Annotated in this window: 25 protein-coding genes; 6 read left to right on the top strand and 19 right to left on the bottom strand. The window is 35.2% G+C overall.

Annotation, left to right across the window (positions count from 1 at the left end; all coding sequences use genetic code 11):
• Window positions 1-51 precede the first annotated feature (51 nt).
• Window positions 52-636 (bottom strand): ferritin-like domain-containing protein, encoded by a 585-nt coding sequence (locus N4T20_RS13825; RefSeq protein ID WP_260669719.1) that lies wholly within the window; start codon window positions 634-636, stop codon window positions 52-54.
• Window positions 637-823: 187 nt separating this feature from the next.
• Here N4T20_RS13825 and N4T20_RS13820 point away from each other — a divergent pair, with 187 nt between their 5' ends.
• Window positions 824-1,369, top strand: a complete 546-nt coding sequence (locus N4T20_RS13820; RefSeq protein WP_260669718.1) for a hypothetical protein — start codon at window positions 824-826, stop codon at window positions 1,367-1,369.
• Window positions 1,370-1,445: 76 nt separating this feature from the next.
• Here the strand turns inward: N4T20_RS13820 and N4T20_RS13815 are convergent, their stop codons facing one another.
• From N4T20_RS13815 to N4T20_RS13780, 8 genes are all read right to left on the bottom strand, one after another.
• On the bottom strand, window positions 1,446-2,093 hold the full coding sequence (locus N4T20_RS13815; RefSeq protein ID WP_260669717.1) for a DUF5661 family protein: 648 nt from the start codon (window positions 2,091-2,093) through the stop codon (window positions 1,446-1,448).
• Between the two features lie 92 nt (window positions 2,094-2,185).
• On the bottom strand, window positions 2,186-2,350 hold the full coding sequence (locus N4T20_RS13810) for a DUF1328 domain-containing protein (RefSeq protein ID WP_008463190.1): 165 nt from the start codon (window positions 2,348-2,350) through the stop codon (window positions 2,186-2,188).
• 77 nt (window positions 2,351-2,427) lie between these two features.
• On the bottom strand, window positions 2,428-3,522 hold the full coding sequence (locus N4T20_RS13805; RefSeq protein ID WP_260669716.1) for a DNA topoisomerase IB: 1,095 nt from the start codon (window positions 3,520-3,522) through the stop codon (window positions 2,428-2,430).
• 42 nt (window positions 3,523-3,564) lie between these two features.
• Window positions 3,565-3,804 carry a Rho termination factor gene (locus tag N4T20_RS13800; protein WP_260669715.1) on the bottom strand — a complete coding sequence of 80 codons (240 nt, stop codon included), beginning with the start codon at window positions 3,802-3,804 and terminating at the stop codon, window positions 3,565-3,567.
• A gap of 246 nt (window positions 3,805-4,050) precedes the next feature.
• Window positions 4,051-4,644, bottom strand: a complete 594-nt coding sequence (locus tag N4T20_RS13795) for a hypothetical protein (protein ID WP_260669714.1) — start codon at window positions 4,642-4,644, stop codon at window positions 4,051-4,053.
• Window positions 4,645-4,658: 14 nt separating this feature from the next.
• Window positions 4,659-5,054 (bottom strand): hypothetical protein, encoded by a 396-nt coding sequence (locus N4T20_RS13790; RefSeq protein ID WP_260669713.1) that lies wholly within the window; start codon window positions 5,052-5,054, stop codon window positions 4,659-4,661.
• Between the two features lie 24 nt (window positions 5,055-5,078).
• A complete protein-coding gene (locus N4T20_RS13785) occupies window positions 5,079-5,945 on the bottom strand; it encodes an XAC2610-related protein (protein WP_260669712.1) in 867 nt (288 codons plus the stop codon).
• 35 nt (window positions 5,946-5,980) lie between these two features.
• On the bottom strand, window positions 5,981-6,217 hold the full coding sequence (locus N4T20_RS13780; protein ID WP_260669711.1) for a hypothetical protein: 237 nt from the start codon (window positions 6,215-6,217) through the stop codon (window positions 5,981-5,983).
• 123 nt (window positions 6,218-6,340) lie between these two features.
• On the opposite strand from N4T20_RS13780, the gene N4T20_RS13775 reads away from it, so the two are divergent.
• On the top strand, window positions 6,341-6,928 hold the full coding sequence (locus N4T20_RS13775; protein ID WP_260669710.1) for a DUF4142 domain-containing protein: 588 nt from the start codon (window positions 6,341-6,343) through the stop codon (window positions 6,926-6,928).
• 212 nt (window positions 6,929-7,140) lie between these two features.
• Here N4T20_RS13775 and N4T20_RS13770 read toward each other — a convergent pair whose 3' ends face one another.
• The 5 genes from N4T20_RS13770 to galA form a co-directional block, all read right to left on the bottom strand.
• The gene (locus N4T20_RS13770; RefSeq protein WP_260669709.1) at window positions 7,141-8,124 is read right to left on the bottom strand and encodes an aldo/keto reductase; all 984 of its coding nucleotides are present in this window, start codon (window positions 8,122-8,124) and stop codon (window positions 7,141-7,143) included.
• Between the two features lie 1,286 nt (window positions 8,125-9,410).
• Complete coding sequence (locus N4T20_RS13765; RefSeq protein ID WP_260669708.1) at window positions 9,411-10,463, bottom strand: NAD(P)-dependent alcohol dehydrogenase; 1,053 nt, start codon at window positions 10,461-10,463, stop codon at window positions 9,411-9,413.
• Window positions 10,464-10,852: 389 nt separating this feature from the next.
• Window positions 10,853-11,251 (bottom strand): cupin domain-containing protein, encoded by a 399-nt coding sequence (locus N4T20_RS13760; RefSeq protein WP_260669707.1) that lies wholly within the window; start codon window positions 11,249-11,251, stop codon window positions 10,853-10,855.
• Window positions 11,252-11,559: 308 nt separating this feature from the next.
• Window positions 11,560-12,429, bottom strand: coding sequence for a helix-turn-helix domain-containing protein (locus N4T20_RS13755; RefSeq protein WP_260669706.1), 870 nt, complete (start codon window positions 12,427-12,429; stop codon window positions 11,560-11,562).
• 318 nt (window positions 12,430-12,747) lie between these two features.
• On the bottom strand, window positions 12,748-15,570 hold the full coding sequence (gene galA, locus N4T20_RS13750; RefSeq protein ID WP_260669705.1) for a beta-galactosidase GalA: 2,823 nt from the start codon (window positions 15,568-15,570) through the stop codon (window positions 12,748-12,750).
• Window positions 15,571-15,783: 213 nt separating this feature from the next.
• Between galA and N4T20_RS13745 the strand changes: the two genes are divergently transcribed.
• A complete protein-coding gene (locus N4T20_RS13745) occupies window positions 15,784-16,164 on the top strand; it encodes a hypothetical protein (RefSeq protein WP_260669704.1) in 381 nt (126 codons plus the stop codon).
• A gap of 237 nt (window positions 16,165-16,401) precedes the next feature.
• Here N4T20_RS13745 and N4T20_RS13740 read toward each other — a convergent pair whose 3' ends face one another.
• Entirely contained in the window at window positions 16,402-16,896 is a 495-nt protein-coding gene (locus tag N4T20_RS13740; protein ID WP_260669703.1) for a TlpA disulfide reductase family protein, read from the bottom strand.
• A gap of 239 nt (window positions 16,897-17,135) precedes the next feature.
• Here N4T20_RS13740 and N4T20_RS13735 point away from each other — a divergent pair, with 239 nt between their 5' ends.
• Both N4T20_RS13735 and N4T20_RS13730 read left to right on the top strand, forming a co-directional pair.
• The gene (locus N4T20_RS13735; protein WP_260669702.1) at window positions 17,136-17,438 is read left to right on the top strand and encodes an ArsR/SmtB family transcription factor; all 303 of its coding nucleotides are present in this window, start codon (window positions 17,136-17,138) and stop codon (window positions 17,436-17,438) included.
• 7 nt (window positions 17,439-17,445) lie between these two features.
• Window positions 17,446-18,552 (top strand): NADH:flavin oxidoreductase, encoded by a 1,107-nt coding sequence (locus tag N4T20_RS13730; RefSeq protein ID WP_260669701.1) that lies wholly within the window; start codon window positions 17,446-17,448, stop codon window positions 18,550-18,552.
• A gap of 260 nt (window positions 18,553-18,812) precedes the next feature.
• On the opposite strand, the gene N4T20_RS13725 is transcribed toward N4T20_RS13730, so the two are convergent.
• From N4T20_RS13725 to N4T20_RS13710, 4 genes are all read right to left on the bottom strand, one after another.
• Window positions 18,813-19,952: an acyltransferase family protein gene (locus tag N4T20_RS13725; RefSeq protein ID WP_260669700.1), complete on the bottom strand. Its 1,140-nt coding sequence runs from the start codon at window positions 19,950-19,952 to the stop codon at window positions 18,813-18,815.
• Between the two features lie 105 nt (window positions 19,953-20,057).
• Complete coding sequence (locus tag N4T20_RS13720; protein ID WP_260669699.1) at window positions 20,058-20,705, bottom strand: DUF1349 domain-containing protein; 648 nt, start codon at window positions 20,703-20,705, stop codon at window positions 20,058-20,060.
• Between the two features lie 141 nt (window positions 20,706-20,846).
• Window positions 20,847-23,063, bottom strand: coding sequence for a glycoside hydrolase family 3 C-terminal domain-containing protein (locus tag N4T20_RS13715; RefSeq protein ID WP_260669698.1), 2,217 nt, complete (start codon window positions 23,061-23,063; stop codon window positions 20,847-20,849).
• Window positions 23,064-23,269: 206 nt separating this feature from the next.
• Window positions 23,270-24,913, bottom strand: a complete 1,644-nt coding sequence (locus N4T20_RS13710; protein WP_260669697.1) for a DUF6377 domain-containing protein — start codon at window positions 24,911-24,913, stop codon at window positions 23,270-23,272.
• A 114-nt stretch (window positions 24,914-25,027) separates the two neighbouring features.
• Between N4T20_RS13710 and N4T20_RS13705 the strand changes: the two genes are divergently transcribed.
• Window positions 25,028-25,372, top strand: a complete 345-nt coding sequence (locus N4T20_RS13705; RefSeq protein ID WP_260669696.1) for a 5-carboxymethyl-2-hydroxymuconate Delta-isomerase — start codon at window positions 25,028-25,030, stop codon at window positions 25,370-25,372.
• Window positions 25,373-25,400 lie beyond the last annotated feature (28 nt).

The raw sequence follows: 25,400 nt of genomic DNA, 5'->3' as shown, positions 1-25,400 counted from the left end.
AACTAAAAAAGTGCAGTCCGAAAACTGCACTTTTATTCTTTTCTGAATGCTTTATTCAATTTCTGCAGCTTCAAGATTTACTGCATTGACAGCCACTTCTGTGAGTGTTTTGTCGGCTCCTTTTTCTTCATCAAGAGTTTGTTCCAACAATGTTGCTGCTTCAGGAAGCCCTAGAGTTTCTGCAAATTGTCTTAAAGTGCCATAAGTTGCAATTTCATAATGCTCTATTTTCTGGCTTGCCGCAATAATTCCGGCATCGCGCACGACTCCTAGCTCTGTTTCTTCAAGCATTCCTTTGGCTTCCTCAATCAAGCCTTCCATAGCATCACATTTTTTTGCTGTTGCTTTTTTGCCGATAATTTTAAATACTTCCTCTAAACGGGCAATCTGCTCTTCTGTTTCGGTCAAGTGGTTGTCGATCGCGTCTTTCAATTCAACAGAAGAAGCATTTTTAACCATTAGTGGCAATGCTTTTGTCAAAGCTTTTTCTGCCCAATAAATATCTTTCAGCCCGTCTTCAAATAATTCTGTCAATCCTGATGCTGCGTTCGATTTTGGCTTGGTAACACCTCTTGGCGTGGTTTCTTTTGTAGTTTTTTTTGCAGGAGCTGCATTTTTACTATCTGTAGTTTTCATGGTAATAATTTTTATAATTAATATGATGGTAAAATTACTGCCTATACTACCAGAAGGGTTATATCATTTTAAATTAAAATTCCATTCTAAGCATCTGTCAATTATACAATTACATTTAAAAATTCTATAATCGATTCCGTCATCTTCGCGCTAGCTTTGTAAGTATTAATCATAAAAACAAGATGTCATGAATACTATCAATAAAAAAAACAGTTATAATACAGATTTGAAAAATCATTTTTCTGATGATCGAAATTTAGCCGACGATCTAAAAGACGACAGAAGACAAACAGATAATGATAATCGAGAAATTGCAGAACGCGGCTATACCGTTAGAAATGGATATAATCCGAATAGGCCAAATCCAGATCAAGAAGATTACACTGGCGATGATGATCTAGACGATCTAAATGACGATTTTCATAATGACAGAGATCTAGAAGACAACAACGATGATATTTATGAAGTCGAATTGGAAGATGATAATTATGCCGAAGAAAATGACGAATTCGACAATCCTTCAGATTTGAAAGAAGACGAATATGACTTTAACGAAACCGAAGATGCCTTGGAAGACATTGACGATGAAGAAGAAGATGATGATGATGATGATGATGATGATAATTACATTGAAGAAGATATTGACGAAGGCGATAATGACTATGTCGAAGATGATGTTCAGGAAGACAATGACGACGAGGAATATCCTGAAAATGATCCGCGCCGATTTTAATATTTTCAGCATAAAAATAAAAAACCGTCCCGTTATTTAATGGGACGGTTTTTTTTTGAGTCTAAAATTTAACTACTTAATCTCCAATAATTTTCAATACTGGAATATCGTCCATTCTTGCCAGGCGTTCGGCCAATCCGGCTCTGGCTTCATTAAGTTCTTGCTCGGCTTTTCCCAATTCTTTATACCACTTTTCTTTACCAATTGGCGATGTCTCGAGTTTTCGGAGAATTTCATAAATTTCGCCCTCTGCCTCCATTACTTTTAGCCTCTTGTAATAAGTCAGGCTTTCGGTCATATGTGCAAGGGCAATCATAGCGGTCAAAAAAGGATGATTGTTGGTAACATTTACATCTTTTACCCTGCCGTGTTCCAGCTCTACTTTTAATGCAAAAGCAAATTCTTCCATATTAAAAGCTTCGTGTTTGCTCTTCGGGTTCAGATACGCTTTTATGGCGTGCGCATTGTTCATTGTAGAAAGATCAACGTCAGTCTGTTTGGCATCATCTAAATCTTTAAAAACAACATTTGCAATTGCCCGCGCCTCTGCAGCTGTCGGATCGTTTTTAGGATCTTCAAAATCACGGACCGACCAATCCCAATTTTCAGGATGAACAGGTTTTATATACCTTTCACAAAAATCTGTCACATCATTTTTCAAGCTTACCATTGCATCTTCTCTCTTAATGTAAACATCTTGATAAGCACCGCTTTGTGTTCCCATGACTTCCTTTTTTTTAAATTTATTGCAACCGCAAAACGACACATTATCGAAATAAATGTGCCGTTTGATCTATTTTTTATTTACTGCTATTTTTATACTCTTGTTGATCTTCCGCTTATCAGAGAAATAACGAATAGAACTAAAAATATAAAGAATAAAATTTTAGCGATACTAGCGGCTCCAGCGGCAATTCCGCCAAAACCAAATATTCCTGCCACTATGGCTAGAATAATAAAAGTGACTGTCCAACGTAACATAATAATAGTTTTTTAGTTAATAATGATTTTGTCTGTAATTCAAACTTTTAAGCTTTTGGAGAGATGCAGTAACTCTTTTATGAGCAAGGCGTTTCTAAATTGATTTCGTAATTCTGAATCAATTCCGAAAATGCTATTTCTGACTTTGTAAAATATTTTTTTTCGCTTTGGCTTTTTTTGGCCCTATCAAAATATTTCTGAATAGTACCGTCTTCATAAGTCGAAATTAGAAGCGGATGAACGTAATAATCTTTGCAGACCTTTCTCGTATTCCCGAGCGCTTCGGCCGTGAGATCAAAAGCAGTTATGATGTTCTGCTTGATTTCTTTTTCGTCTGAAGCGACTCCAATTTCCATTAAACTTTCAAAGAAAATGATTGATGCTGCCCAGGTTCTGAAATCTTTCGCGCTGAAATATTCGCCCGAAATGCTATGCAGATATTCATTTACGGCATGGCTGTCTAAAACTTTCTTTTCGCCATTCTTATCGTAATATTTAAAAACTTCGTAACCTGGAATTTCTTCACAGCGGCTGACCAATTTAACCAATTGTTTGTTTCGGGTCGTAATCGTATGCTGTTTTCCTTTTTTGCCGATAAACTCAAATCGAAGCGAATTTTTATTGATATTGATATGGCGCTTTCTTAAAGTCGAAAGTCCGTACGATTTATTGTCTTTGGCATATTTCTCATTCCCGATTCTGATGTGTGTTTCTTCCATTAATCGAATCACCAGAGCTGTTACTTTCTCTTTGGACCATTCTTTCTTTTCCAAATCGAGATCGACTTGTTTTCTTATTGATGGAAGTTTTGCGCCAAATTCGGCGATTTTATAAAACTTAGTCTGGTTCCGAATCAAATTCCATCTTGGATGATAACGATACTGTTTTCTGTTTTTAAGATCGGTTCCAACGGCTTGCAAATGTCCGTTTGTAACATCTGTAATGCGAACGTTTTCCCAAGCCGGTGGAAGAACAAGGCTATTAATGCGTTTAATTTCATCTTTGCTTTTTACGTTCTTTCCGTTCTTTTTATAAACAAAATTTTCCCCTTCGCGGCAGCGCACAATAGTCAGCTGATGATCATTAATGTACTCTAAGTCTAGTTTTTCAATTACTAGATGTGGCGCTTTTATCAGCTGATTCATTAAATTTTCTTTTCTCGCCGCGTTCATGGTATTTATTTTTTTATCACAGAAATAGTTTTGAATTAATTTTTAGTTATTTCTCAAAGATTCGATTAAGTCTTTTTTATTCATATACGATCTTCCTTTTATGCCTACTTTACTGGCTTGTTTCAAAAGTTCATCTTTTGTCCATTCGTCATAAGGCTTTGCTTTTCCTCCCTTCTTTCCTGCATCTGGCGTGTTGGCGATACGAGCCGATTTTTCTTTGCTGTATCCTTTTTTTACCAATGCTTCATACTGCTCTTCATTTTTAATTCTTGGATCTGGCATGACTTTAATTTTTATGGTTAACATTTTGACATTCTCTATGTCGAAATCTGTTATGTCAAAATTCATCATTAACTCAGCATTTTCTGTTATAGAATTTTAGCTCTAAATTTCATTTTTGTGGGATGGGAATTTTGAAAGCGGAAATATAAATTTTTCTTTTTTTGTGAAATGTGAGATGTGGAATGTTAGATGCAAAAAAAATCCCAACTCTTTTGGAAGTTGGGATCATAATCTTCTTTTATAGTCTTATTTCTCTGAATAGCAATATTCTTTAAATTTGATTGTTCTCAAGGCATTGACAAATTGTTGTTGCGTTCTCTGTTTTAGATTATAACCATAAAAACACATTCTAACCTTAGTAAAATCCTTAGAATTACCTCTCAAACTATCTATGTAAATACCTGTTACACCTAAGCCACTTTTTCTAGGTGTTATGAATTTAGCTTGGAAACAATCAACTTTTTCAACAACAAATTTCTGTCTTCGATATTTTTCTCTATCAACTTCCTGAGAAATAGAATCGATAATTAAATAGTTTTCTTTTTTCAAAAGCTTCTTTTCATTTTCATTCAATTCATTATATCTTCTTTTATCATAAATTATTACGAAGTCTTCTTCAGTTATATCGCTAGAATATCTTCCTATGTCAAAAATCAAAGAATCTTTTTCTGGCGTTATTATGCCACCAACATAACTATCAATTCCTTTGAATTTTAATTCGTTCCATTGTCGTGGAACCGTTATTTCAAATTCCACGAAATCAATCGTCTTAAATTCTGATTTAGGTTTACATGAAATTATTAAAATTGATCCAAAAATTGAGATAACTATTTGTTTCATTTTAAATGTATTTATTAACTCCAACTCATATTGATTAAAACTTTACTTCCAGTAATTTCAACCCTTCCTCCATAAGATTGTAAACTTTTTGGATGAATTTCATAAACCTTAGTGTTTTTTCTAATTTCTGGAATATTATTTTCGAAACCTTTGCTTTGCTGCATCCATTTCTTTATTTCAGATTCAGAACTTTCAAATTCAATTATAAATTGTCGTGTAAAAATAGAACCTCTTTTTTCTATACTAATGATTTCTGCTTTTTCAGGTAGATTTTCAAGTTGTCCCCAACTTAAAACGCATTTAATAGCATCTTCTTTTTGCCAAGGCATTACAAAAGAAGAAAAGTAGTTTAGGTATAAGCAAAACATTCCAAGCAAAAAAAATACTGCAATTATCTTAGTAACCTTCATTTGATAATAGATTTAAAAGAACAATTAATCACATTTAATCTTTTTGTAATCTTGTGTTTTGTCATCATATTCTAAGCAAGTCTTTTTTACTAAGACCATTTTGTTATTGACAACTTTATATTCAGCTCTTTCTACGCTTCTTCCGGCGCAGCACTGATTATGTTCGTAAATTCTTTTGGTTTTGCTGTCAAATTCTAAAGAAGTGCCGCTAAAACCGCTTTCGAAATATTTTCCTGTTTTTGGATTGTACAGAAAATATATTCTTGAAGTATTTGGACCTGCATAACTAGATTCGAAAACGGAGAATTCTTCAAATCCATCAAAATTATAATCGCCTACATTTACATTATACAATCCCCAAAGCTGGCATTGCACATCAACTTTCTGAATTAATTTATCGGTCTTTTTTTCGATAATTTTTATTCCAGAAACTGTAGAAGGGTCTTCTTTCGAAATGATTAATTTAAAATACCGGTCTTTTAAAGAAACAGGCTGCAAAATTTCTCTTTCGGTTCCTTCTTCGCCATTATTATAGCTCAGATCAAACTGTTTTGCCAAACTGATTTTAAGTTCTTTTCCTGAATTTAAATCTTTCCATATTCCGTTTAACTCATTATTTTCTGCATTGTAATTTTCGAAACTCAGTTTTACAGTTTCCTTACCACTTTTATCTTGTTCAGTAAATACCAATGTTTTTCCTGCCAAATTGGCTTTTAAAACAATCGGAGAATCATAATTACAATAAGCATAAATTGCAGTTCCTTGTCCGTCTGAGTAAATATCGGTTACAAACTCAACTGGATATTTATCAATGAAACCTTTATAACTGATTTGGGCTGATACAAAAGCTGTGGCTGTTAAAAGAAATAGGATTGTAATTTTTTGTTTCATGAATAAGCTTTCTGATTACAAGTTTTAAATTAAAATTATTTTAATGATCCATCATCATTAATGAATTGAAATGAATAGCTACTACCTAAAATTTTACCTCCCATTGCAATAAATGTTGCAAATTGACCTCGCCAATCTTCAGTGTCATTTTCTTTAGGCGTATCCCAACGAATTAATCCACAAAAATTCGACTGATTTACTTTATCTTTTATAACAATACCAAATTCATCATCTAATGAAACTTTCATGCCATAAATAAAATCTTTTTCCATAAATTGATTTTAGGCTAATATAAAAATTTACATCTTAATCCTATAACAATCTCTAAAAATCCTGTAAGGCATTCCTTTAACTTCTCAATAATTTTACATCATAACATTTAAACTATTAAAATCATGAAAAAGTTATTATTAGCCGGAAAAGCCATTTTAGGAGCAGGACTTATCATTATATTCCTTCAATCTTGTAAAAACGAAACCAAACAAGAAGATCCAAAAGAGGTTGCTGAAGATGCAAACGAAACAAAATTTGATTCTATTGACAGCAAAGAAGATGATTCTCAGTTTTTAGTAGATCAGGCAGAAGTTAACTTAGCTGAAATCGAAATTGGTAAACTGGCACAAACAAAAGGCACAAACCCAGAGGTGAAAAAATTTGGTAAAATGCTTGTTGATGAGCACACTAAATCTGCTTCTGAAGTAAGTGCTTTAGCAAAAGTGAAAAACTTTACTCTTCCAACTTCTTTAACTGAAGAAGGTCAAGAAGAATACAATAAATTAAACGAAAAATCAGGCACTGATTTTGACAAAAAATTTGCTGACATGATGATCGACGGTCACGAAAAAGCAATCAAAAAACTGGAAAAAGCCGCAAAAGATGCTAATGATCAGGAAGTAAGAACTTGGGCTTCTAACAATATTGCAGGTTTAACAGCGCATTTGGAACACGCTAAAATGCTGAAACAAAACCTGGACAAAAAGTAAAATAAATTTAATTGGTTATTATTTTAAGATGCTAAGATTCTGAGATTCTAAGCAATAGAATTATCTAAGAATCTCAAATTTTGCAAAAACCCCTTCAAGAGTTGAATTGCTTGAAGGGGTTTCTTTTTTTAGCTTCTAAGCTTTTTGAGAAATTAAGAATTAAAGGAAAGCTTAGTAGCTTAGCATCTTAGAACCTCAGTAGCTTACAAAACCTATTTCCCAGCTATCTTCTGCAAATGCTCTGGGTATCTTGAGCCTTCAATGATGATTTTTGAAGCGGCTTCGTTGATTTCTGCTAAATCTTGTACGGAAAGCTTTAAGTCTACTGCGCCTAAATTTTCTTCTAAACGATGCAGTTTAGTTGTTCCGGGAATTGGTGCAATCCATGGTTTTTGGGCTAAAATCCAAGCAAGGGCAATTTGCGCGTTTGTTGCTCCTTTTTCTGCAGCGATTTTCGACACCAAATCAACTAGCGCCTGATTTACTTTTCTAGCTTCTGGAGTAAAACGAGGCAGCGTATTTCTAAAATCTGTGCTATCAAACTGCGTATTTTCATCGATTTTAGCGGTTAGAAAACCTCTTCCCAACGGACTAAAAGGGACAAAACCAATTCCTAATTCTTCTAAGACTGGAAAAATTTCTTCTTCTGGTGTTCTCCACCAAAGCGAGTATTCGCTTTGCAATGCCGTTACAGGCTGAACTGCGTGCGCACGACGAATGCTTTCGACCCCAGCTTCTGAAAGTCCAAAATGTTTTACTTTTCCTTCCTGAATTAAATCTTTTATCGTGCCTGCAACCTCTTCCATTGGCACATTTGGATCAACGCGATGCTGATAATACAAATCAATGACATCGGTATTTAATCTTTTTAAAGAACCTTCAATGCTTTTTCTAATCCATTCGGGACGGCTGTCTAATCCTTTTTTAGAATCGCCTTCCAAAAAACCGAATTTCGTTGCAATGACAACTTTATCTCTGAAAGGCGCCAAAGCCTCTCCCAACAATTCTTCGTTCAAAAATGGCCCATAACATTCTGCCGTATCAAAAAAAGTGATTCCTTTTTCGTAAGCTGAACGCAGCAGACTTATCATTTCGTTTTTATCATGAGCTGGCCCATAACCAAAACTCATTCCCATGCAGCCAAGTCCCAACGCTGAAACTTCAAGACTGCTATTTCCTAGTTTACGTGTTTGCATTTTTTCCTTTTTAGGTGCAAAGGTTCAGAGGTACAGAGCCACAAAGGTTTTACTCTCTACTTCTTTATTCCTTTGCTATTCTTTTTAACTTGATGTAGTAATTTTATTTTCAACTCAAAGATTAGAAACCTTTGTTACTCTGAGCCTTTACCACTTTGAACCTTATTTAAGCGAAGCCATATCATTCAGAGGTACAGAGCCACAAAGGTTTTACTCTCTACTTCTTTATTCCTTTGCTATTCTTTTTAACTTGATGCAGTAATTTTCTTTTCAACTCAAAGATTAGAAACCTTTGTTACTCTGAGCCTTTGCCACTTTGAACCTTATTTAAGCGAAGCCATATCATTCAGAGGCACAGAGCCACAAAGGTTTACTCTCTGCTTCTTTATTCCTTTGCTATTCTTTTTAATTTGATGTTGTAATTTTCTTTTCAACTCAAAGATTAGAAACCTTTGTTACTCTGAGCCTTTACCACTTTGAACCTTATTTAAGCGAAGCCATATCATTCAGAGGTACAGAGCCACAAAGGTTTTACTCTCTACTTCTTTATTCCTTTGCTATTCTTTTTAACTTGATGCAGTAATTTTCTTTTCAACTCAAAGATTAGAAACCTTTGTTACTCTGAGCCTTTGCCACTTTGAACCTTATTTAAGCGAAGCCATATCATTCAGAGGCACAGAGCCACAAAGGTTTACTCTCTGCTTCTTTATTCCTTTGCTATTCTTTTTAATTTGATGTTGTAATTTTCTTTTCAACTCAAAGATTAGAAACCTTTGTTACTCTGAGCCTTTACCACTTTGAACCTTATTTAAGCGAAGCCATATCATTCAGAGGTACAGAGCCACAAAGGTTTTACTCTCTACTTCTTTATTCCTTTGCTATTCTTTTTAACTTGATGCAGTAATTTTCTTTTCAACTCAAAGATTAGAAACCTTTGTTACTCTGAGCCTTTGCCACTTTGAACCTTATTTAAGCGAAGCCATATCATTCAGAGGCACAGAGCCACAAAGGTTTACTCTCTGCTTCTTTATTCCTTTGCTATTCTTTTTAATTTGATGTTGTAATTTTCTTTTCAACTCAAAGATTAGAAACCTTTGTTACTCTGAGCCTTTACCACTTTGAACCTTATTTAAGCGAAGCCATATCATTCAGAGGTACAGAGCCACAAAGGTTTTACTCTCTACTTCTTTATTCCTTTGCTATTCTTTTTAACTTGATGTAGTAATTTTCTTTTCAACTCAAAGATTAGAAACCTTTGTTACTCTGAGCCTTTGCCACTTTGAACCTTATTTAAGCGAAGCCATATCAATCACAAAACGATATTTGATATCTCCTTTTAGTAATCTTTCGTAGGCGTCGTTTACACCATTGACTCCGATTACTTCTACGTCTGCAGTAATGTTATGCTCAGCACAGAAATCAAGCATTTCTTGAGTTTCTGCAATTCCGCCGATAGCAGAACCTGCAAAGCTTCTTCTTCCTAAAATAAGGCTGAAAGAAGTTACAGGAAGCGGATCCATTGGTGCTCCCACAAGCGTTAGCGTTCCGTCTACTTTCAGTAAATTTAAATACGAATCGATATTATGCTCTGCCGAAACACAGTCTAAAATAAAGTTCATGCTTTTGGCGTGTTTTGCCATCTGTGCTGGATCTGTCGACAAAATAACCTCATCAGCACCCAAACGCTTTGCATCTTCAACTTTAGACAAAGAAGTAGTTAAAACCACTACGTGAGCTCCCATTGCTTTTGCCAATTTGATTCCCATATGGCCTAAACCTCCAATTCCAACTATTCCCACTTTTTGTCCAGGCCCCACTTTCCAGTGTTTTAATGGAGAATAGGTTGTAATTCCTGCACATAATAGTGGCGCAACTGCCGAAAGCTCTAATTTATCTGAAATATGCAATACGAAATTTTCGTCAACAACAATACTTTGAGAATATCCTCCAAAAGTTTGTCCGCCCAAATGCGCATCAGGAGAGTTAAATGTCAAGATGCTTCCTGGATCGCAATATTGCTCCAAACCTTCTTTACACTGCTCGCACTCTCTGCAAGAATCAACCATACAGCCTACACCTGCCAAATCGCCAACTTTAAACCCTTTTACATGATCTCCAACTTTTGTAACACGCCCTACAATCTCATGTCCCGGAACAATCGGATAAATAGTGCCATGCCATTCGTTTCTAGCCGAGTGCAAATCGGAGTGGCAGATTCCGCAATACAAAATTTCGATTTCTACGTCGTGTGCCTGTACTGCTCTTCTTTTAATATCTAAGGTTTTTAATGGTGCTTCGGCAGCTTCTGTACCAAAGGCTTTAATGCTTTTTGTTTCCATAATTTTTTATAGTTTGTTGTTATTTGTTTTTTTGTTTCAAGTTTCAGGTTTCAGGTTTCAAGTTTCTCCCGAAGCTTCGGGATCAAGTTTCTCCTGAAGCCTCGGGATCAGGTTTTGATTTTGATTGTCAGGCTGAGCGAAGTCGAAGCCCCTATTTGTGCCCTTCGATTTCACTGAGGGGAAAAATATCTTTATAAGACATACAAAAACCACTTGATTTACACTGATAACCAAACGATTATATAAATTTCGATTATTTTTATCTAATCAAAAAATATAATCTGTTATAAATCAATAACCCGAGTGATAGCGAACAGGCGAAGCAAATCTGCGTAAAAAAACTTTGCGGCTAGAAGCCTAGGATCTTAGCGACTTAGTAGCTCAGAAGCTCAAAAAGAATAATACTCTTCATCGGTAACACTATCCAGCCATATTCCAAAACCTTTGTCTACTTCTGTCACAATGGTAATGTGAGAATATTTAGTATTGGGCGTTGCTCCGTACCAATGTTCTACTCCTGGTAAAACCGTGATTACTTTTCCTTTTTCGATAAGATTTATTTGTCCGCCTCTTTCTTGGTAATAGCCAACCCCATCTGTTACAATGATTAACTGAAGACTTGCGTTACTGTGCCAATTTGTTCTTGCTCCGGGTTCAAAAGAAATATCTTTGATGACAGTGTTTTCAGGGTGAATTTCGCTCGTCTGTTTTTTATATGACACTTCGCCTGTCATATAAGTATTTGGAATTTTACCTTCTTCGATTACAGCAGTGAAATGTGTCGACATAATTTCGTTGTTTTAGGTTAATAATTAATTTTAAAATTCTTATAAGCTTATTTGAATGAAATAATCAGTACATCGAATCTCTTTTAGAAGGAGATTTTGATTTTTTAGTAATGCTTTAAAAATTTATATTTTTTCTATTATCAAAATTTAAAACTAAATGTAAAGCTGGACATCGCTTTTGTGAAGTATAATTTAGCTTTTTAAAAACTGATACAAAGAGTTCGTTGTTTATTTCAGGGCAAATGTAGTGCAATACTGCAATGCTGAAATAACAATATTCAAACAAAAAATTAAGAAATTGAAACAATTTACATTCGAAGCGATTTCGGAACCGTTCCTGTAAGCCTTTTAAAATAATTATTAAAATAACTCGGATACTCAAATCCAAGCGAGTAGCCAATGTCAGAAATGCTCCAGTCTGTATGCTGCAGCAAAGCTTTTGCTTCGTTGATTACTCTTTCGGTAATGTGTGCGGTGGTTGGTTTTCCTGTAACTTCTTTTACAGAACGATTTAAATGATTTACGTGCACAGACAGGCTCTGCGCATAATCCTGAGGTGTTTTTAAAGCCAAAGGCTGATTTTTGGTTTCTATTGGAAATTGCCTTTCTAATAATTCCAAAAACAAAGAAGTAATTCGCGAAGACGCATTTTTATGTTTAAAAAAGTTCTCCGAAGGCTGCATTTTCATCGATTCATGAATAATCAAATTGACGTAGCTGCGCATTAAATCGTCTTTAAAAGCATAATCGGTTTCATATTCTTGGATCATTTTCTGGAATAATGAATCGATAAACACCTTTTGTTCAGCATTTAAAGTAAAGATTGGAGTTCCTCCTATTTTAAACAAAGGCGATTCTTGAAGTGTTTCTGATCGGTCTTTGGTTTTAAAGAACTCTTCAGTAAAGACACAGGCATAGCCTTCAAATTTTTCAGAAACCGTTTCCCAAGAATACGGAATAATCGGATTGCCGAAAAACAGAATCGTTCCATCGGTTTCTATTCCGCGGTCAGCATATTGTATGATACTTTTACTGGTGTTAATGCAGATTTTATAAAAGTCTCTTCGGCTATAAACTGGAACTTTACTGAAATCCCCATTTATCGGGTACACCTTAAAGCCCTTCATTTTCAAATCTGAAGTAAAATCGCAACTCTGAGTTTCTGTCTGATTATTCATTTTGCAAAGTTATGAAAATCAAACATTATTCTTTTGTTAATTTTTTGTTTCAGGTTTAAAGTTTCAAGTTTACACGTAAAGTTGTTAAGCCTCAAAATTATTTTTGAATTGCCTCCAGCTTTAGCTGAAGGTCTAAAGAATCAAGCCGAGAAAAGGCTTTAGCCAAACTACCCGTAATTTGGCTAAAGCCCTTAAACTATATAATTTTCTACATCCAGCTAAAGCTGGACGCAATTCATTTATTGGTATTAAAAAAACTTTGCTCCCAATAACTTCGGGATTGCGAGCAAATTTCTTGTAGAATTGCAAAACCTGAAACTATTTCACCACAATCACACCATTATTCAATCCCTTCGCAGAAGCAGATAAAACTACTTCTTTTGCATTTTCTGCTTTCTGAATAATGATTTGAGCATAACCATTAAAAAGTTTTCTTTTCCAAGATTCTGCAGGAGTAATAACTTGAATGATTCCAGGATCGGTGTTCATTACATCCCAATCTTTTACTTTTTGCAAAGGTGTTGCTGCAATGTGAATTGTATTTTTTCCTACTTTTAAAATAGATGCATTCAGAATATATTTTTGCGAATCTTCTTTGCTTGGTTCCACTTTACTTCCGTTAACGAAAACCACTGTCTCTGCTCCAATTTTTTTATAAAAAAAGCTCACATTATTAGAAGCTGAATTATGCTGCAATTCAAACTCTCCTTTATAAATGTATGATGGCGCTTGCTTTTTATAATCACGATCTTTAAAAGCTTCTATCCATTCCTTTTCATCATAATCTGGCAATTGCTGAGGCAAAGATGCATTTGAACCTTTTTGCTCCTTAAGATTATTTATAGCAACCAAGGCAATTCCATCAATAAACTGATCGCTCTCGAGCGAAGTTGGATCTCCGTTGCTCACTCCTAAAATTTTGCCACCTTTTATAGAAAAAGCAATCTCATTATCTGCTGTTGGCACGTGCAAACTGTTTTTATCTGTAGTTTCAACTGTCAGAACAGCGACATTCCCCTTCAATACATTTTCCTTATCCAAGGACAACTTGATATTTTCTGCTTTTCCAGTGGTTTTCTGAATGTCTGAAAGCACTTTTTTTCCGTTTTTATATCCAACTGCTTCCAAAGTGCCTGGAGCATACTTTACTTTCCATTCCAAATGGCCATTTTGTTCCATTTTCTTTTTTCCTAAACTTTTTTTGTTGAGAAAAAGCTCCAATTCATCACAATTCGAATATACCCAAACATCGATTTCTTTACCTTCCATCCCGCTCCAATTCCAATGAGGCAGCAAATGCAGAACAGGTTCTCTTCCCCACCATGATTTTAAGTAAAAAACATTGTCTTTCGGAAAACCGCAAACGTCCATCATTCCAAAATAAGAAGTCACAGACGGCCAGCCATAGGGAGTTGGTTCGCCGCGATAATCAAAACCTGTCCAAATAAATATTCCTGCCAAATATGGCCTTTCAGCGTAGAATTTCCAACCTTCCTCAATGCTGTAAAAAGTTGGCCTTGGCTTTTTATCATAAGCGCTCTGGTAATGTTTGGCATCGTCGGTGAAATAAATGCCGCGGGTCGCAAAAGTCGAGCCTTCTTCGGTTCCCATTCCCGGCTGCAGCTTAAACTGACTTCTATGCGCGTCAATATCTCCGTTTCCTAAATAATTATAACCCATTATTTCGACTACCGAAGAAATCCCGCTTTTAAATCCGCTGCTGATTCCTATTGTTACAGGTCTTGTGGGGTCAATGCTTTTACTGAAATCCTGCATTATATTGGTAATTCTTTCACCAGTAATGCCACCTTCAATCTGCCATTCTTCATTTCCAACCGACCAGCAGAAAATGCTCGGATGATTACGGTCACGCTCCATCATTTGCTGTAGACCATTCAAATGATACTCGTTGATTCCCATCAGACGGGTTTCATCAATAACCAGCATTCCTAATTTGTCGCACGCCTCCAATAATTCTGGCGTTGGCGGATGGTGCGAACATCGATATGCATTTGCCCCCATTTCTTTCAGTTTTGCAATTCTGTAATACTGAATTTCATCTGGAAGCGCTGTTCCAAGACCTGCATGATCTTGATGGTTGTTTGTCCCTTTTAGTTTTACGTGCTTTCCGTTAAGGAAAAATCCGTTTTCTGGATCAAATTTTATAGTTCTGATTCCGAAAGAAGTTTTGTATTGATCTATTACTTTACCTTCACTTTTAATTTCGGTAATTAGCTGATATAAATTGGGGTTGTCAACATCCCACAAAAGCGGATTTTTGACATTTAAATTTGACGAATATGATTTTGTTTTATAAAATTCTGGAACTGTTACATTAGCAGAAACAGCGGCTACTTGTTTTCCTGAAGCATCCAAAATAGTTTGGCTTATTTCAACATTTCCTTTAAAATAGCCTTTATTCTCCAATTTTACTTCTGCTGTTATTAAAGCGTTTTCCTTATCGATTTTCGAAGTTACATACGTTCCGTTTTGCGCCACATGAAGGGGATTTGTTTTCTGAAGATATACGTGCCTGTAAATTCCTGCTCCCTCATAAAACCAGCCTTCTTCCATCGAAGCATCGACACGGACTACAATGGTATTTTCGCCTCCATAATTTACATAGGCCGTTACATCATACTCAAAACCATTATAGCCGCTTTCTTGGGTTCCTAAATAAAATCCGTTAAAAAAGACTTTTGAATTTCTAAAAACCCCATCAAATTTTAAAGAAATGGTTTTTCCTAAATCATCATTTGAAATGTTTATTCTCTTTCTATACCAGCCAATGCTTTTCTCTGGGAAATTTTTGCCAGCAGCTTTAAATCCGTGGCTAAAACTTGCGCTTGCGCTAAAGGGCTGTTCTACTGCCCAATCGTGCGGAAGATCTAATTTTCTCCAAGCGCGATCGTCAAAATCTTTTGCGGCAGGCCCATCGCCAAAACCCGTTTTGGTTAAATAGGAAAAATAGCCTTCTGCATGACCAAAATCTTTCTTAGTGTCGTATAAATGTCCAAATGAGAACCGCCAGTCTTTGTCGATCAAAATAAGCTCTCTTTCTGATTTGTTTTGAGCATAGAAAGGATTTGAATACAGAATTAAAAAGCAAAGAATTGTTCTCAAGAAAAAAGTGGTTTTCATAAGTTTAGCTGTTAGTAAAATCTAATAGCGATAAAAATAAGGCTTTTATAGAAGCAAGATTAATAGTATTTTATCAAAACATGATAATTCATTCATAACAAACACTTCTAAGGCAGGTTTTAAAATTTAGAATGAATCTAATGGCTTCAGATTCAAAAATGATTTTCTTTTGGCGTAATTTTATATTTAAATCTAAAAAAGCAAATTTATACTATGAGTACTATTATTAATGAGAATAGACTCCAAAGTACTTTTAAAAGCCTCGATCATAAGATTAGCAAACTTAATGATCAGAAGATTAACGCTTTTTTTGAATCTTTAGGATTATTAGAAAGAAAAGATGTTCCAAAGGACTTTTTGAATTGGGAAAATATACTAATTGTTGTTCCAAATCGTCATGTTTCTCACGAATTGAAATATTATAAATATACGATTTCACGAATTTCATTTTTAACTAATCCTTACGCAGATCAAATTCATATTTATGATCTGAAAGATTGGAAAAGCGCTTCGCAAAATAAAACTCAGTTTCAGATTAGAGAAATGCTGAAAACGAGTTTTGGAGGGGTTAAGAAAGTTATTAAAGAGTCTTAGAAAAAGAATTAAAAATCTTCAATTAAAAATCTTCAATTAAAAATTAAGCCCTAATCTTTATTGATTGGGCTTTTTGTTTCTAATGCCTATTTAACTAGAGTAAAATTTAACTCATTTTTTGTCTTCCTGAGCGAAGTCGAAGGATACGTTTCTCATTCCACAACAATACTTTGCGCATATCCTTCGACTTCGCTCAGGAGGACAAACTGAAGCCGTTTAATCAGTCAGAAGAAAAAACTATTGCACTTCTAAAAGTTCTTTAATTTTAGCTTCTAAAGCCTGTCCGTGAATGTTTTTTGCTAGAATAATTCCGTTTTTATCGATCAAAAAATTCAACGGAACAGATTGCAGCATATAATCTCCGACAACTGGAGACTGCCAATATTTTAAATCGCTAACATTTGTCCAAGGCAGTTTTGCTTTTGCAATTGCACCTGTCCATAATGGCTTTTTGGTATCCATAGAGACTCCGTAAATCGATAATTTGTCTGGATAGGCATTGTGCAATTTTATCAATAAAGGCTGTTCTTTAATGCAAGGTCCGCACCAAGAGGCCCAAAAATCAACAAGAACCAAAGTTCCTCTTAAAGAAGAAAGCGCTACTTTTTCTCCTTTTGTATCCGGAAGATCAATTTCTGGAGCAATATCTCCAACATCTACACCTACAACTTGAGCTTTAGAATTGGTAATTACACAACATAAGAATGTTAGAATGAGTACAGTTTTTTTCATAATCATCGGTTAAGTTTTATTTATTCGGGGATTGTTTTAATCTCGTAGAGCTGCAAAGTTTTTAGTTTTGGCAATTCAAAAATAACTTTTGCGGCTCCGCGAGATTAATACAGTAGCAAATATAAATTCTTTATTAAATCTTTCATATTTTTTGTTTCACCATTCTCTCCCAATCATAAAATTATCCTAAATATTTTTCTTTAAATCCATATATCGGGAAAAGTCGATATATTTGCATCATGGAAACGATAGAAATTTTTAAAGCATTATCTAATAAGTCCAGACTGCAAATGTTGGAATGGCTAAAAGAACCCGAAATTAACTTTCCTGGGCAGCTTGAACATTCAGGATTTGAGCACGGAGTCTGCGTTGGGCAGATTCAGGCAAAAGCAGGCTTGACACAATCTACAGTATCTGAATACCTGTCTATTTTACAGCGTGCTGGTTTTATCGAAGCTAAGCGTGTTGGGCAATGGACTTATTATAAACGTAACGAAGGTGCCTTTGAAGCACTTAGTAAATTAATTCAATCTAATTTGTAAAATTACTATGAGTACAAACAACCTCTTTTCAGAATTTAACTTAAAATCGTTAAACCTGAAAAACCGAATCGTAATGGCGCCAATGACGCGCTCTTTTTCTCCTAACGGAGTTCCAACTGATGATGTAGCAGCTTACTACCAAAAAAGAGCTGAAGGCGAAGTTGGATTAATTCTGTCTGAAGGAACTGTTATTGACAGAAAATCATCTTCTAATGATGCAAATGTTCCTCACTTTTATGGCGATTTAGCCTTAAACGGATGGAAAAAAGTAATTGATGAAGTTCATACTGCGGGCGGAAAAATGGGACCGCAGATCTGGCATATGGGAATTATGGATAATCACCATTCTGGATGGGTTCCTCCTGTTCCTTTTGAAGGCCCTTCTGGATTAAACAGACCTGATTTTAGAAACGGTGTTACCATGTCTGAAAAAGACATTGAAGATACTATTCTGGCTTTTGGAAAAGCTGCTGCAGATGCCAAAAGATTAGGATTTGACACTGTTGAAATTCATGGTGCTCACGGTTATCTAATTGATCAGTTCTTTAGAGCTGAAACGAATTTACGTGATGATATTTATGGCGGAAAAACTTTGCCAGAACGTAACAGATTTGCTATTGAAGTGGTTAAAGAAGTGAGAAGACAAGTTGGTGATGATTTTGCCGTAATTATGCGTTTTTCGCAATTCAAACCTTCTGACTACAACTATAAATTGGCTAAAAATCCGCAAGAATTAGAAGCTTGGCTTACTCCTCTTGTTGATGCTGGTGTTGATATTATCCACGCTTCGCAACGCCGTTTCTGGGAACCTGAATTTGAAGGTTCTGATTTGAACTTTGCAGGATGGGCTAAGAAAGTAACAGGTGCGCCAACTATTACTGTGGGTTCTGTTGGGTTATCTAGTGATTTCTTTGGCGCTTTTGCTGGAGAAAGTTCACAGCCAACTTCTTTAGAAGAATTAAACAGACGTTTCGACAGAGGCGATTTTGATTTGGTTGCCGTAGGAAGACCTCTTTTATCTGATCCAAATTGGGTGGCTAAAATCAAAGCAGGAAAAACGGATGAGCTAAAAGGTTTCTCTAAAGAAGCTCTTAGCCAGCTAGTTTTAGAATAATTTTTTTCTAAGGTTCAAAGGGACAGAGAAACAAAGTGGCAAAGGTTTTCTGCTAAACTGCTTATTCTTTGTCTTGTTAAATCAAAAAAAACACAAAATAGAAAGGGATGAAGTCAGACTTCATCCCTTTTTGAATATCTATAACTAACAAAATTTAGAAATTCAATACTTTTTTAAGGTTCAGAGTTACAGAGGCTCAAAGGGTCAAAGTTTTTTATCTCTGCAGCTTTGAGCCTTTGCCCCTTTGTCCCTTTGTCCCTTTACAAAGAAACTTTTCTTTTTTGAAATTTCTTCATCAGCCATTTTCTAACTGGTTCATCGTACAATTTTAAGCAGACAAAAGCCAGTACAATACTTACAATCAACACTCCGATTCCTTCTAAATAGCCTTTTTCCATAGTTACTTTATTATCTACAACCCACGCTGTAAACCAGTAAATTAATGGATAGTGCGTAATGTAAATCGGATAAGAAATATCTCCTAGAAGTTTGCAGATTTTTAATGAAAATTCGTTTTTAATCTCTCCTCCCGCTCCAATTGCTACAATTATTGGGAAAATAAAAATAATGCAGATCGACTCGTACAAACCATTGATCCAAAGGCTGTTTTCGTCTCCAAATCTTGGCAATGCCAGAACAATTGTTATTAGAATACTGCAAACCCAAAAAGCATTTTTTACATGGATAAGCTTACCTAAGCGGCACAATAAAACTCCTGCAAAAAACGGATATAGTAAACGGGTAAAACCAACATACATCTGCTCCACATTGAACGACCATCCTCCGATTACGTCACCTTTTGGTCCAAAAACAGTATAATGAATTAACAGTCCGGCAAATAGCAGCACAAAAACTGACATAACTTTATTCGAAAATTTACGGAAGATTAAGGCGTACAAGATGTTTGCAATATATTCGAAAAAAAGCGACCATGCCGGACCGTTTAAAGGATGCATTTCTCCCCAGCCTCTAATTTCCATAGAAGGCGGAATGGGCAATAGTGTAAATCCGATTATCATTGTCAGGATAACTTTCCACACTTCCATGCCTGCAATTTGCGGAAAAAGTATATTTGAGGCTTGAAAGTAGTAAAATAGAGCTCCAATGATCATCCCGAGAATTACCATTGGCTGCAAACGGATCAAACGGCGTTTGTAAAACTCCCACTGCCCCATTTTTCCCCAACGGTCATCGTATGCGTAGGCAACAACAAATCCAGACAAAAGGAAAAAGAAATCAACAGCCAAATAGCCATGATTTATAATTTGAACAAAACGATTTCCGCCGGCAAAGGCTTCAAAAATATGAAAAGCAACTACTAAAATGGCTGCAACTCCACGCAATCCGTCCAGAATTTCGTAGTGTTTTTTTGGTTTAATGTCAATTGAAATTGAACTCATTTGTTTTTGGTTTAAGTTAAGCTAGGTTTTAATTTTAGATTGTAGATTGTAGATTTTAGATTGCAGATTTTAGATTTTCTGCACTGTTAAAAATTGAAATTCACTTTATTGATGATTCTTAAGCCATTCTGATCTTCTTTGATCTGGCAAATGTTTTACAGAGAAGTTTTCAAATTTGGCTTCAAAACCTTTTCCGTCTGGCGAAGCGGCCATTAGTCCCACCATAACTGGTGTGTTATCCTGCAAAGGCGCATTTCTGGTCATGATATAATTTTTATCATCAAAAGAATAAAATACCTCAACAGCGTCTAATCTTCGAACTGCTTTAATCCAAATAAATGGCGGCGCTTTTTCTAAAGTTGTTACGCTCCAATCGCTTTTATCGTGTGTTACCACGGTGCTTACATTAAATTTTCCGTCAACAAACTCTACTCCTGTTTTAATGTAATTCTTTTCGTCAATACGGATCATTAGCCCCATTTGGTCAAAACGAGCAATGTAGTTTCCAGTCAATTTTACTTTTGCTTCAAATTCTCCTCCATAAGTTGCATAGTAAAAAGGCGCATCATCGACCGTGAAACCATAATGCGAAATTCTCCAGTAATCGCTATTTGCGGTAACATTCATAATTAACGCGTTGTTTTTAATTTCCCACTTTTCAGGTTCATTAAACCATTGCATTTTATTTAAACTCTGAGCTGAAAGGTTTTGAGACAGAACAAACCCTGTAATAAATAGTACTATTCGTTTCATTATAATTTGATTTTTTATTTAATAAAAAGCAAAACTTCTAACGTTTCACATTTAACTTCTAACTTTTTAAGACAAAAGCAAAGCTGCAAATTTTTACACTTGCAGCTTTACAAACCAACCAATTTTTAGAAATAAAAAAACTTATTTAAGCGAAAAATTCACTTTAGATTTAATATCTGTTGAAGAAGCACCAATAATCGCTTCAAAATCTCCAGGTTCAGCAACCCAGTCATGTTTTTTATCGTCGAAGAAACTTAACGCTGCTTTATCAATTGTAAACGTTACTGTTTTTTCTTCGCCAGCTTTAAGAGCAACTTTCTCAAAACCTTTTAATTCTTTTATAGGACGAGGCAATGAAGATTTTAAATCTGAAATGTACAATTGGACCACTTCAGAACCTTCTCTGCTTCCTGTATTTTTTACGTTTACTGAGAATGTGATTTTATCTCCAGCATTCATTTGTTTTTTGTCTGCTGTTACTTTTCCGTAAGCAAAAGTTGTATAGCTTAAACCGTGTCCAAAAGGGAACAAAGGTTTGATTTTGTTTTTGTCTGTCCAACGGTATCCAACAAAGATTCCTTCGTTGTATTTTACGTCATCACCGCCTGGGAATTCTCCTAAAGCGTGAGCTCCGTTATCAGCAAGTTTTACTGGGAAAGTGAAAGATAATTTTCCTGATGGATTTACATCTCCAACCAAAACATTTGCTAAAGCATTTCCTGCTTCTGTTCCTAAAAACCATCCTTGAACAACTCCCGGAACTTCTTTAATCCAAGGCATTGCAACTGCATTTCCAGAAATATTTACGTAAACAATGTTTTTATTTACTTTCGCCAATTCGCTGATTAATTTATCCTGACCATAAGATAAGTTTAATCCTTTACGATCGTGTCCTTCATCATCTTGATTTTCGCTTTTGTTCAAACCTCCAATAAAAAGAACAATATCAGCATCTTTAGCCACTTTTAAAGCTTCTGCTGTTAATTCTGCCTGAGGACGTTTTTCTTCTAAACTTACTTTGGCAATAACACCATTGTAGTTGCTTGTAGGATCACCAACATAACCTCTTGCGTAAACGATTTCAGCTTGGTTGCCGATTCTTTTCTTCAAACCTTCAAGCGGCGTGATTTCGTAACGCGCTTTAAGTGAAGAACTTCCTCCTCCAACTGTCATCATTTTAATGGCATTCTCTCCAATTACAGCAATCTTTTTAGTTTTTGCAAGATTGATTGGCAGAATGTTATTGTTGTTTTGCAGTAAAACGATTCCTTCTTCAGCAATTTTGCGTCCTGCCAAAGCGTGTTCTTCTGTTCCAAAAGACCCGAAAGGACGGTTTCTATCCATTGTAGTAAGGAAAGACAAACGCAGAATGCGACGCACTTTTTCGTCTAATTCTTTAGTTCCAACCTCACCTTTTCTGATCATTTCTGAATATGGTTTTGCTAAATAGTAGTTGTCATAAGCATTGCTAGTTCCCCAAGAAAGACCATTTGTCCAAGAACCAAATTCCATATCCAAACCATTGTGGATTGCTTGTTTTGTATCATTAACTCCTCCCCAATCTGAAACTACAACTCCTTTAAAACCCCATTCTCCGCGAAGAATATCGTTTAACAAATATTCGTTGTGGCAACATTGCTGACCTTTGTATTTGTTGTAAGATCCCATAATCGACCAAACATCTCCTTCTTGAACCGCTGCTTTAAAAGCTGGAAGATAAATTTCGTACAATGCGCGATCATCAACAATTACGTTAACCGAATTACGGTTTGTTTCCTGATTGTTTAAAGCAAAGTGTTTTACACAGGCTGCAACACCGTTTGACTGCACTCCTTTAATATAAGGAACTACCATTTTTGAAGCCAAAAACGGGTCTTCTCCCATGTATTCGAAGTTACGACCATTTAAGGGACTTCTGTAAATGTTTACACCTGGCCCTAATAATACATTTTTGTTACGGTAACGCGCTTCTTCTCCGATAGATTTGCCATATAAAGAAGCCAATTCTTTGTTCCAAGTTGACGAAAGTGCTGTAAGTGCAGGGAAAGCGATACAAGAATCGTTTGTCCATCCTGCCTGATCCCATTCGTCCCATTTTACCTCTGTACGAATTCCGTGTGGCCCATCGGTCATCCAGTTTTCTGGAATTCCAAGACGTTTTACGCCTGGAGAACTAAATTTTGACTGGGCATGAATGAAGGCAATTTTCTCATCGGTAGTCATTCGTTTAAGCGCATCTTCTACACGCTCCTCAATCGGTTTTTTATCGTCTAGATAAACTGGAACTTTGTTCTGGGCATTGGCTCCCAAAGAACTTAGCAAAAGTAAAACAACAATTGTTTTAACGTTTTTTAACATAACAGTAATTATTAAAGCATTAGTTTATTAATAGGAAAGTCTTTCTTGAGAAAAAACTTTTTTATCATATTGTAAAACTAAAACGTTATCGTACAAGTTACATTTTTAGACAGAAAAAAGTAGTGAATTAAAAAATCAAAATATTGATTTACAGCAATTTAAATTTTAAAAAGGCCTTAAAAAAGTAGTGGATTTAAAATATTTTTTTAGGCTTTCAAAGCCATTGAACCAATTTTCATGACCATTTCTTCGAAATCATTTCGAGAAACTGCGGCCTTATTTCGAGCTCTTGTGCGGTAGTTGTAAATTGTGCTTAAAGAATAACGTAAAAATGCCGCTATTTTAACACTATCTGTAATTCCAAGTCTGATTAAGGCAAAAATTCGAAGTTCTGTATTTAGCAATTCATTTTGTTTGAGAACAATCTGCTCTTCTGGAATTAATAATGTATTGAAGTCTTTGACAAATGTTGGATATAAATTCAAAAAGATAATATCGAAATTCTTGTACAATTCTTCCAGCTCATTATCAACCAAAGTAGTTGATTTTAAAATTTTATAAATTTCATCAAACTGTTTTGCCGTTGCTTTTTTGTTTAGAATGATTCGGTAATTTTCGAGCTTGTTGATATATGTCGAACAAAGATTGAAGAAATGTGCAATATATTCTTCTTTAACCAAATTAGATTCAGACAATTGGAGATTGCTTTGCTGAAGCTGACTGTTGGTTTCGGTAATATCTTTGTTTAATTCTGCCAATTTCTGACTGGTTTCGTAAAGTTCCGTTTTAATTTTCGAAACCTTTTTCATCTGTATGTACACATAAATAACCGCAACGATCAAAAACAGAGAAAGCAGGCTAATGCAAAGCAGGTAAATCTGCAATTCGCTTTTTCTTTGGGCTTCGCGCTCTAAATAAACGGTATTGATAATCGAATATACTTCTGACATCAGCAAAGTTCTAAATTGAACATTGCAATAAAGCGCATCTTCAATAGCCGACTGCGTGAGTTTATATGCCATATCGACATCGCCGATTTCATAAAAAACCAAAGCTAATTCTTGCAATGAAGCATTATCTTTATTGGCATTTTTTATATCTGAAGTTGCAGAAAGTGCGTAGTATTTTTTTCTTAATTCGATGTCATGAGTAGCTTCAGCAATTTTACCTAACAAATATGTAATCATTGCATATTGCGGATTCTCCTCTTTAGTTTTTGCCAACAAGGCCACTAATTGCTTCCTCGGCTTATCATACTTTTTGTTGAAAATGTCCTGCTGAATTCTATTTATCTTATAATCTAAAGTATTCGGATTTAAAACTCCCAACAACGAATCTCGATACTTGCCAATTTGATTCTTATATTCTAAGCTGTAGCTGTTTGCTGCGTAATGCTCAAAAAATTCACGATACGAAACATAATAGTTTGGAATCAGAGAAGGTGCTAAATTTTTTTTGTTGATGCTCTTTAAAATAGCTTCTGATTCGCGGTATTTTCCAGAAGAAGAATAAAGCGTTACCAATTGCAGCTGGGCTAAATCGTAGAGCTCTTTGTTTTGAAGTTCTTCAGCAATTTTGATATTCTTTTTTACGTATTGAATGGCCGAATCAGAATTTAGTTTCTGATATTCAAAATATAGCGTTTTGTTGTAATTGTACTCCTGCTCTTTGGTAAGATTATCTGATTTTATTTTCTTAAAATTCAGGATTCGCTCTTCCTTAATCTTTACATAGTGCTGTTTATTTTTGATCGCCTCGTTTAATTCTTTTAAAATAACATCTGTGCCCTCCGATGCAAAAAGTGGAAAGCTGATAAGAACTATAAAAAAGGACAGAAATAGATTTTTCAAACCGACAAAAAAATAAATAAGATATACAAATATAATAAAGTGCGTATTCTAAAATATTACAAGTATCCTTTTTTATAATTTTGTTACAGCAAACCTTATCTAAAACTTAAAATTATGCCACATTTTATACTTGACTGCTCAGAAAATGTACTACGCCGACGAACTGCTGACGAAATAATGCAGGAGGTTTTTGACGCTGCTTTATCAACTGGCCTTTTTGCCGGTTCTGAAATTAAAGTACGCATCAATCCTTTTACTTATTATAACAACGGAAATTCCTTGGATGATTTCATCCATGTTTTCAGTTATATTATGGAAGGAAGAACTGACGAACAAAAGAGCAACTTATCCAAAGTAATAGTCACAAAACTAAATGCATTGCTTCCAGAAGTTCCCGTAATTTCTATTAATGTTCAAGAATTTGAAAAGTCTAATTATTTCAATAAAACGATGATATAAAAGCTTTTATGTTATTACTAATTTTATA

Origin of the sequence: Flavobacterium sp. TR2 (genome assembly GCF_025252405.1) — a bacterium.
Classification (GTDB): domain Bacteria; phylum Bacteroidota; class Bacteroidia; order Flavobacteriales; family Flavobacteriaceae; genus Flavobacterium.
This window is presented reverse-complemented; position numbering and strand designations above follow the sequence as displayed.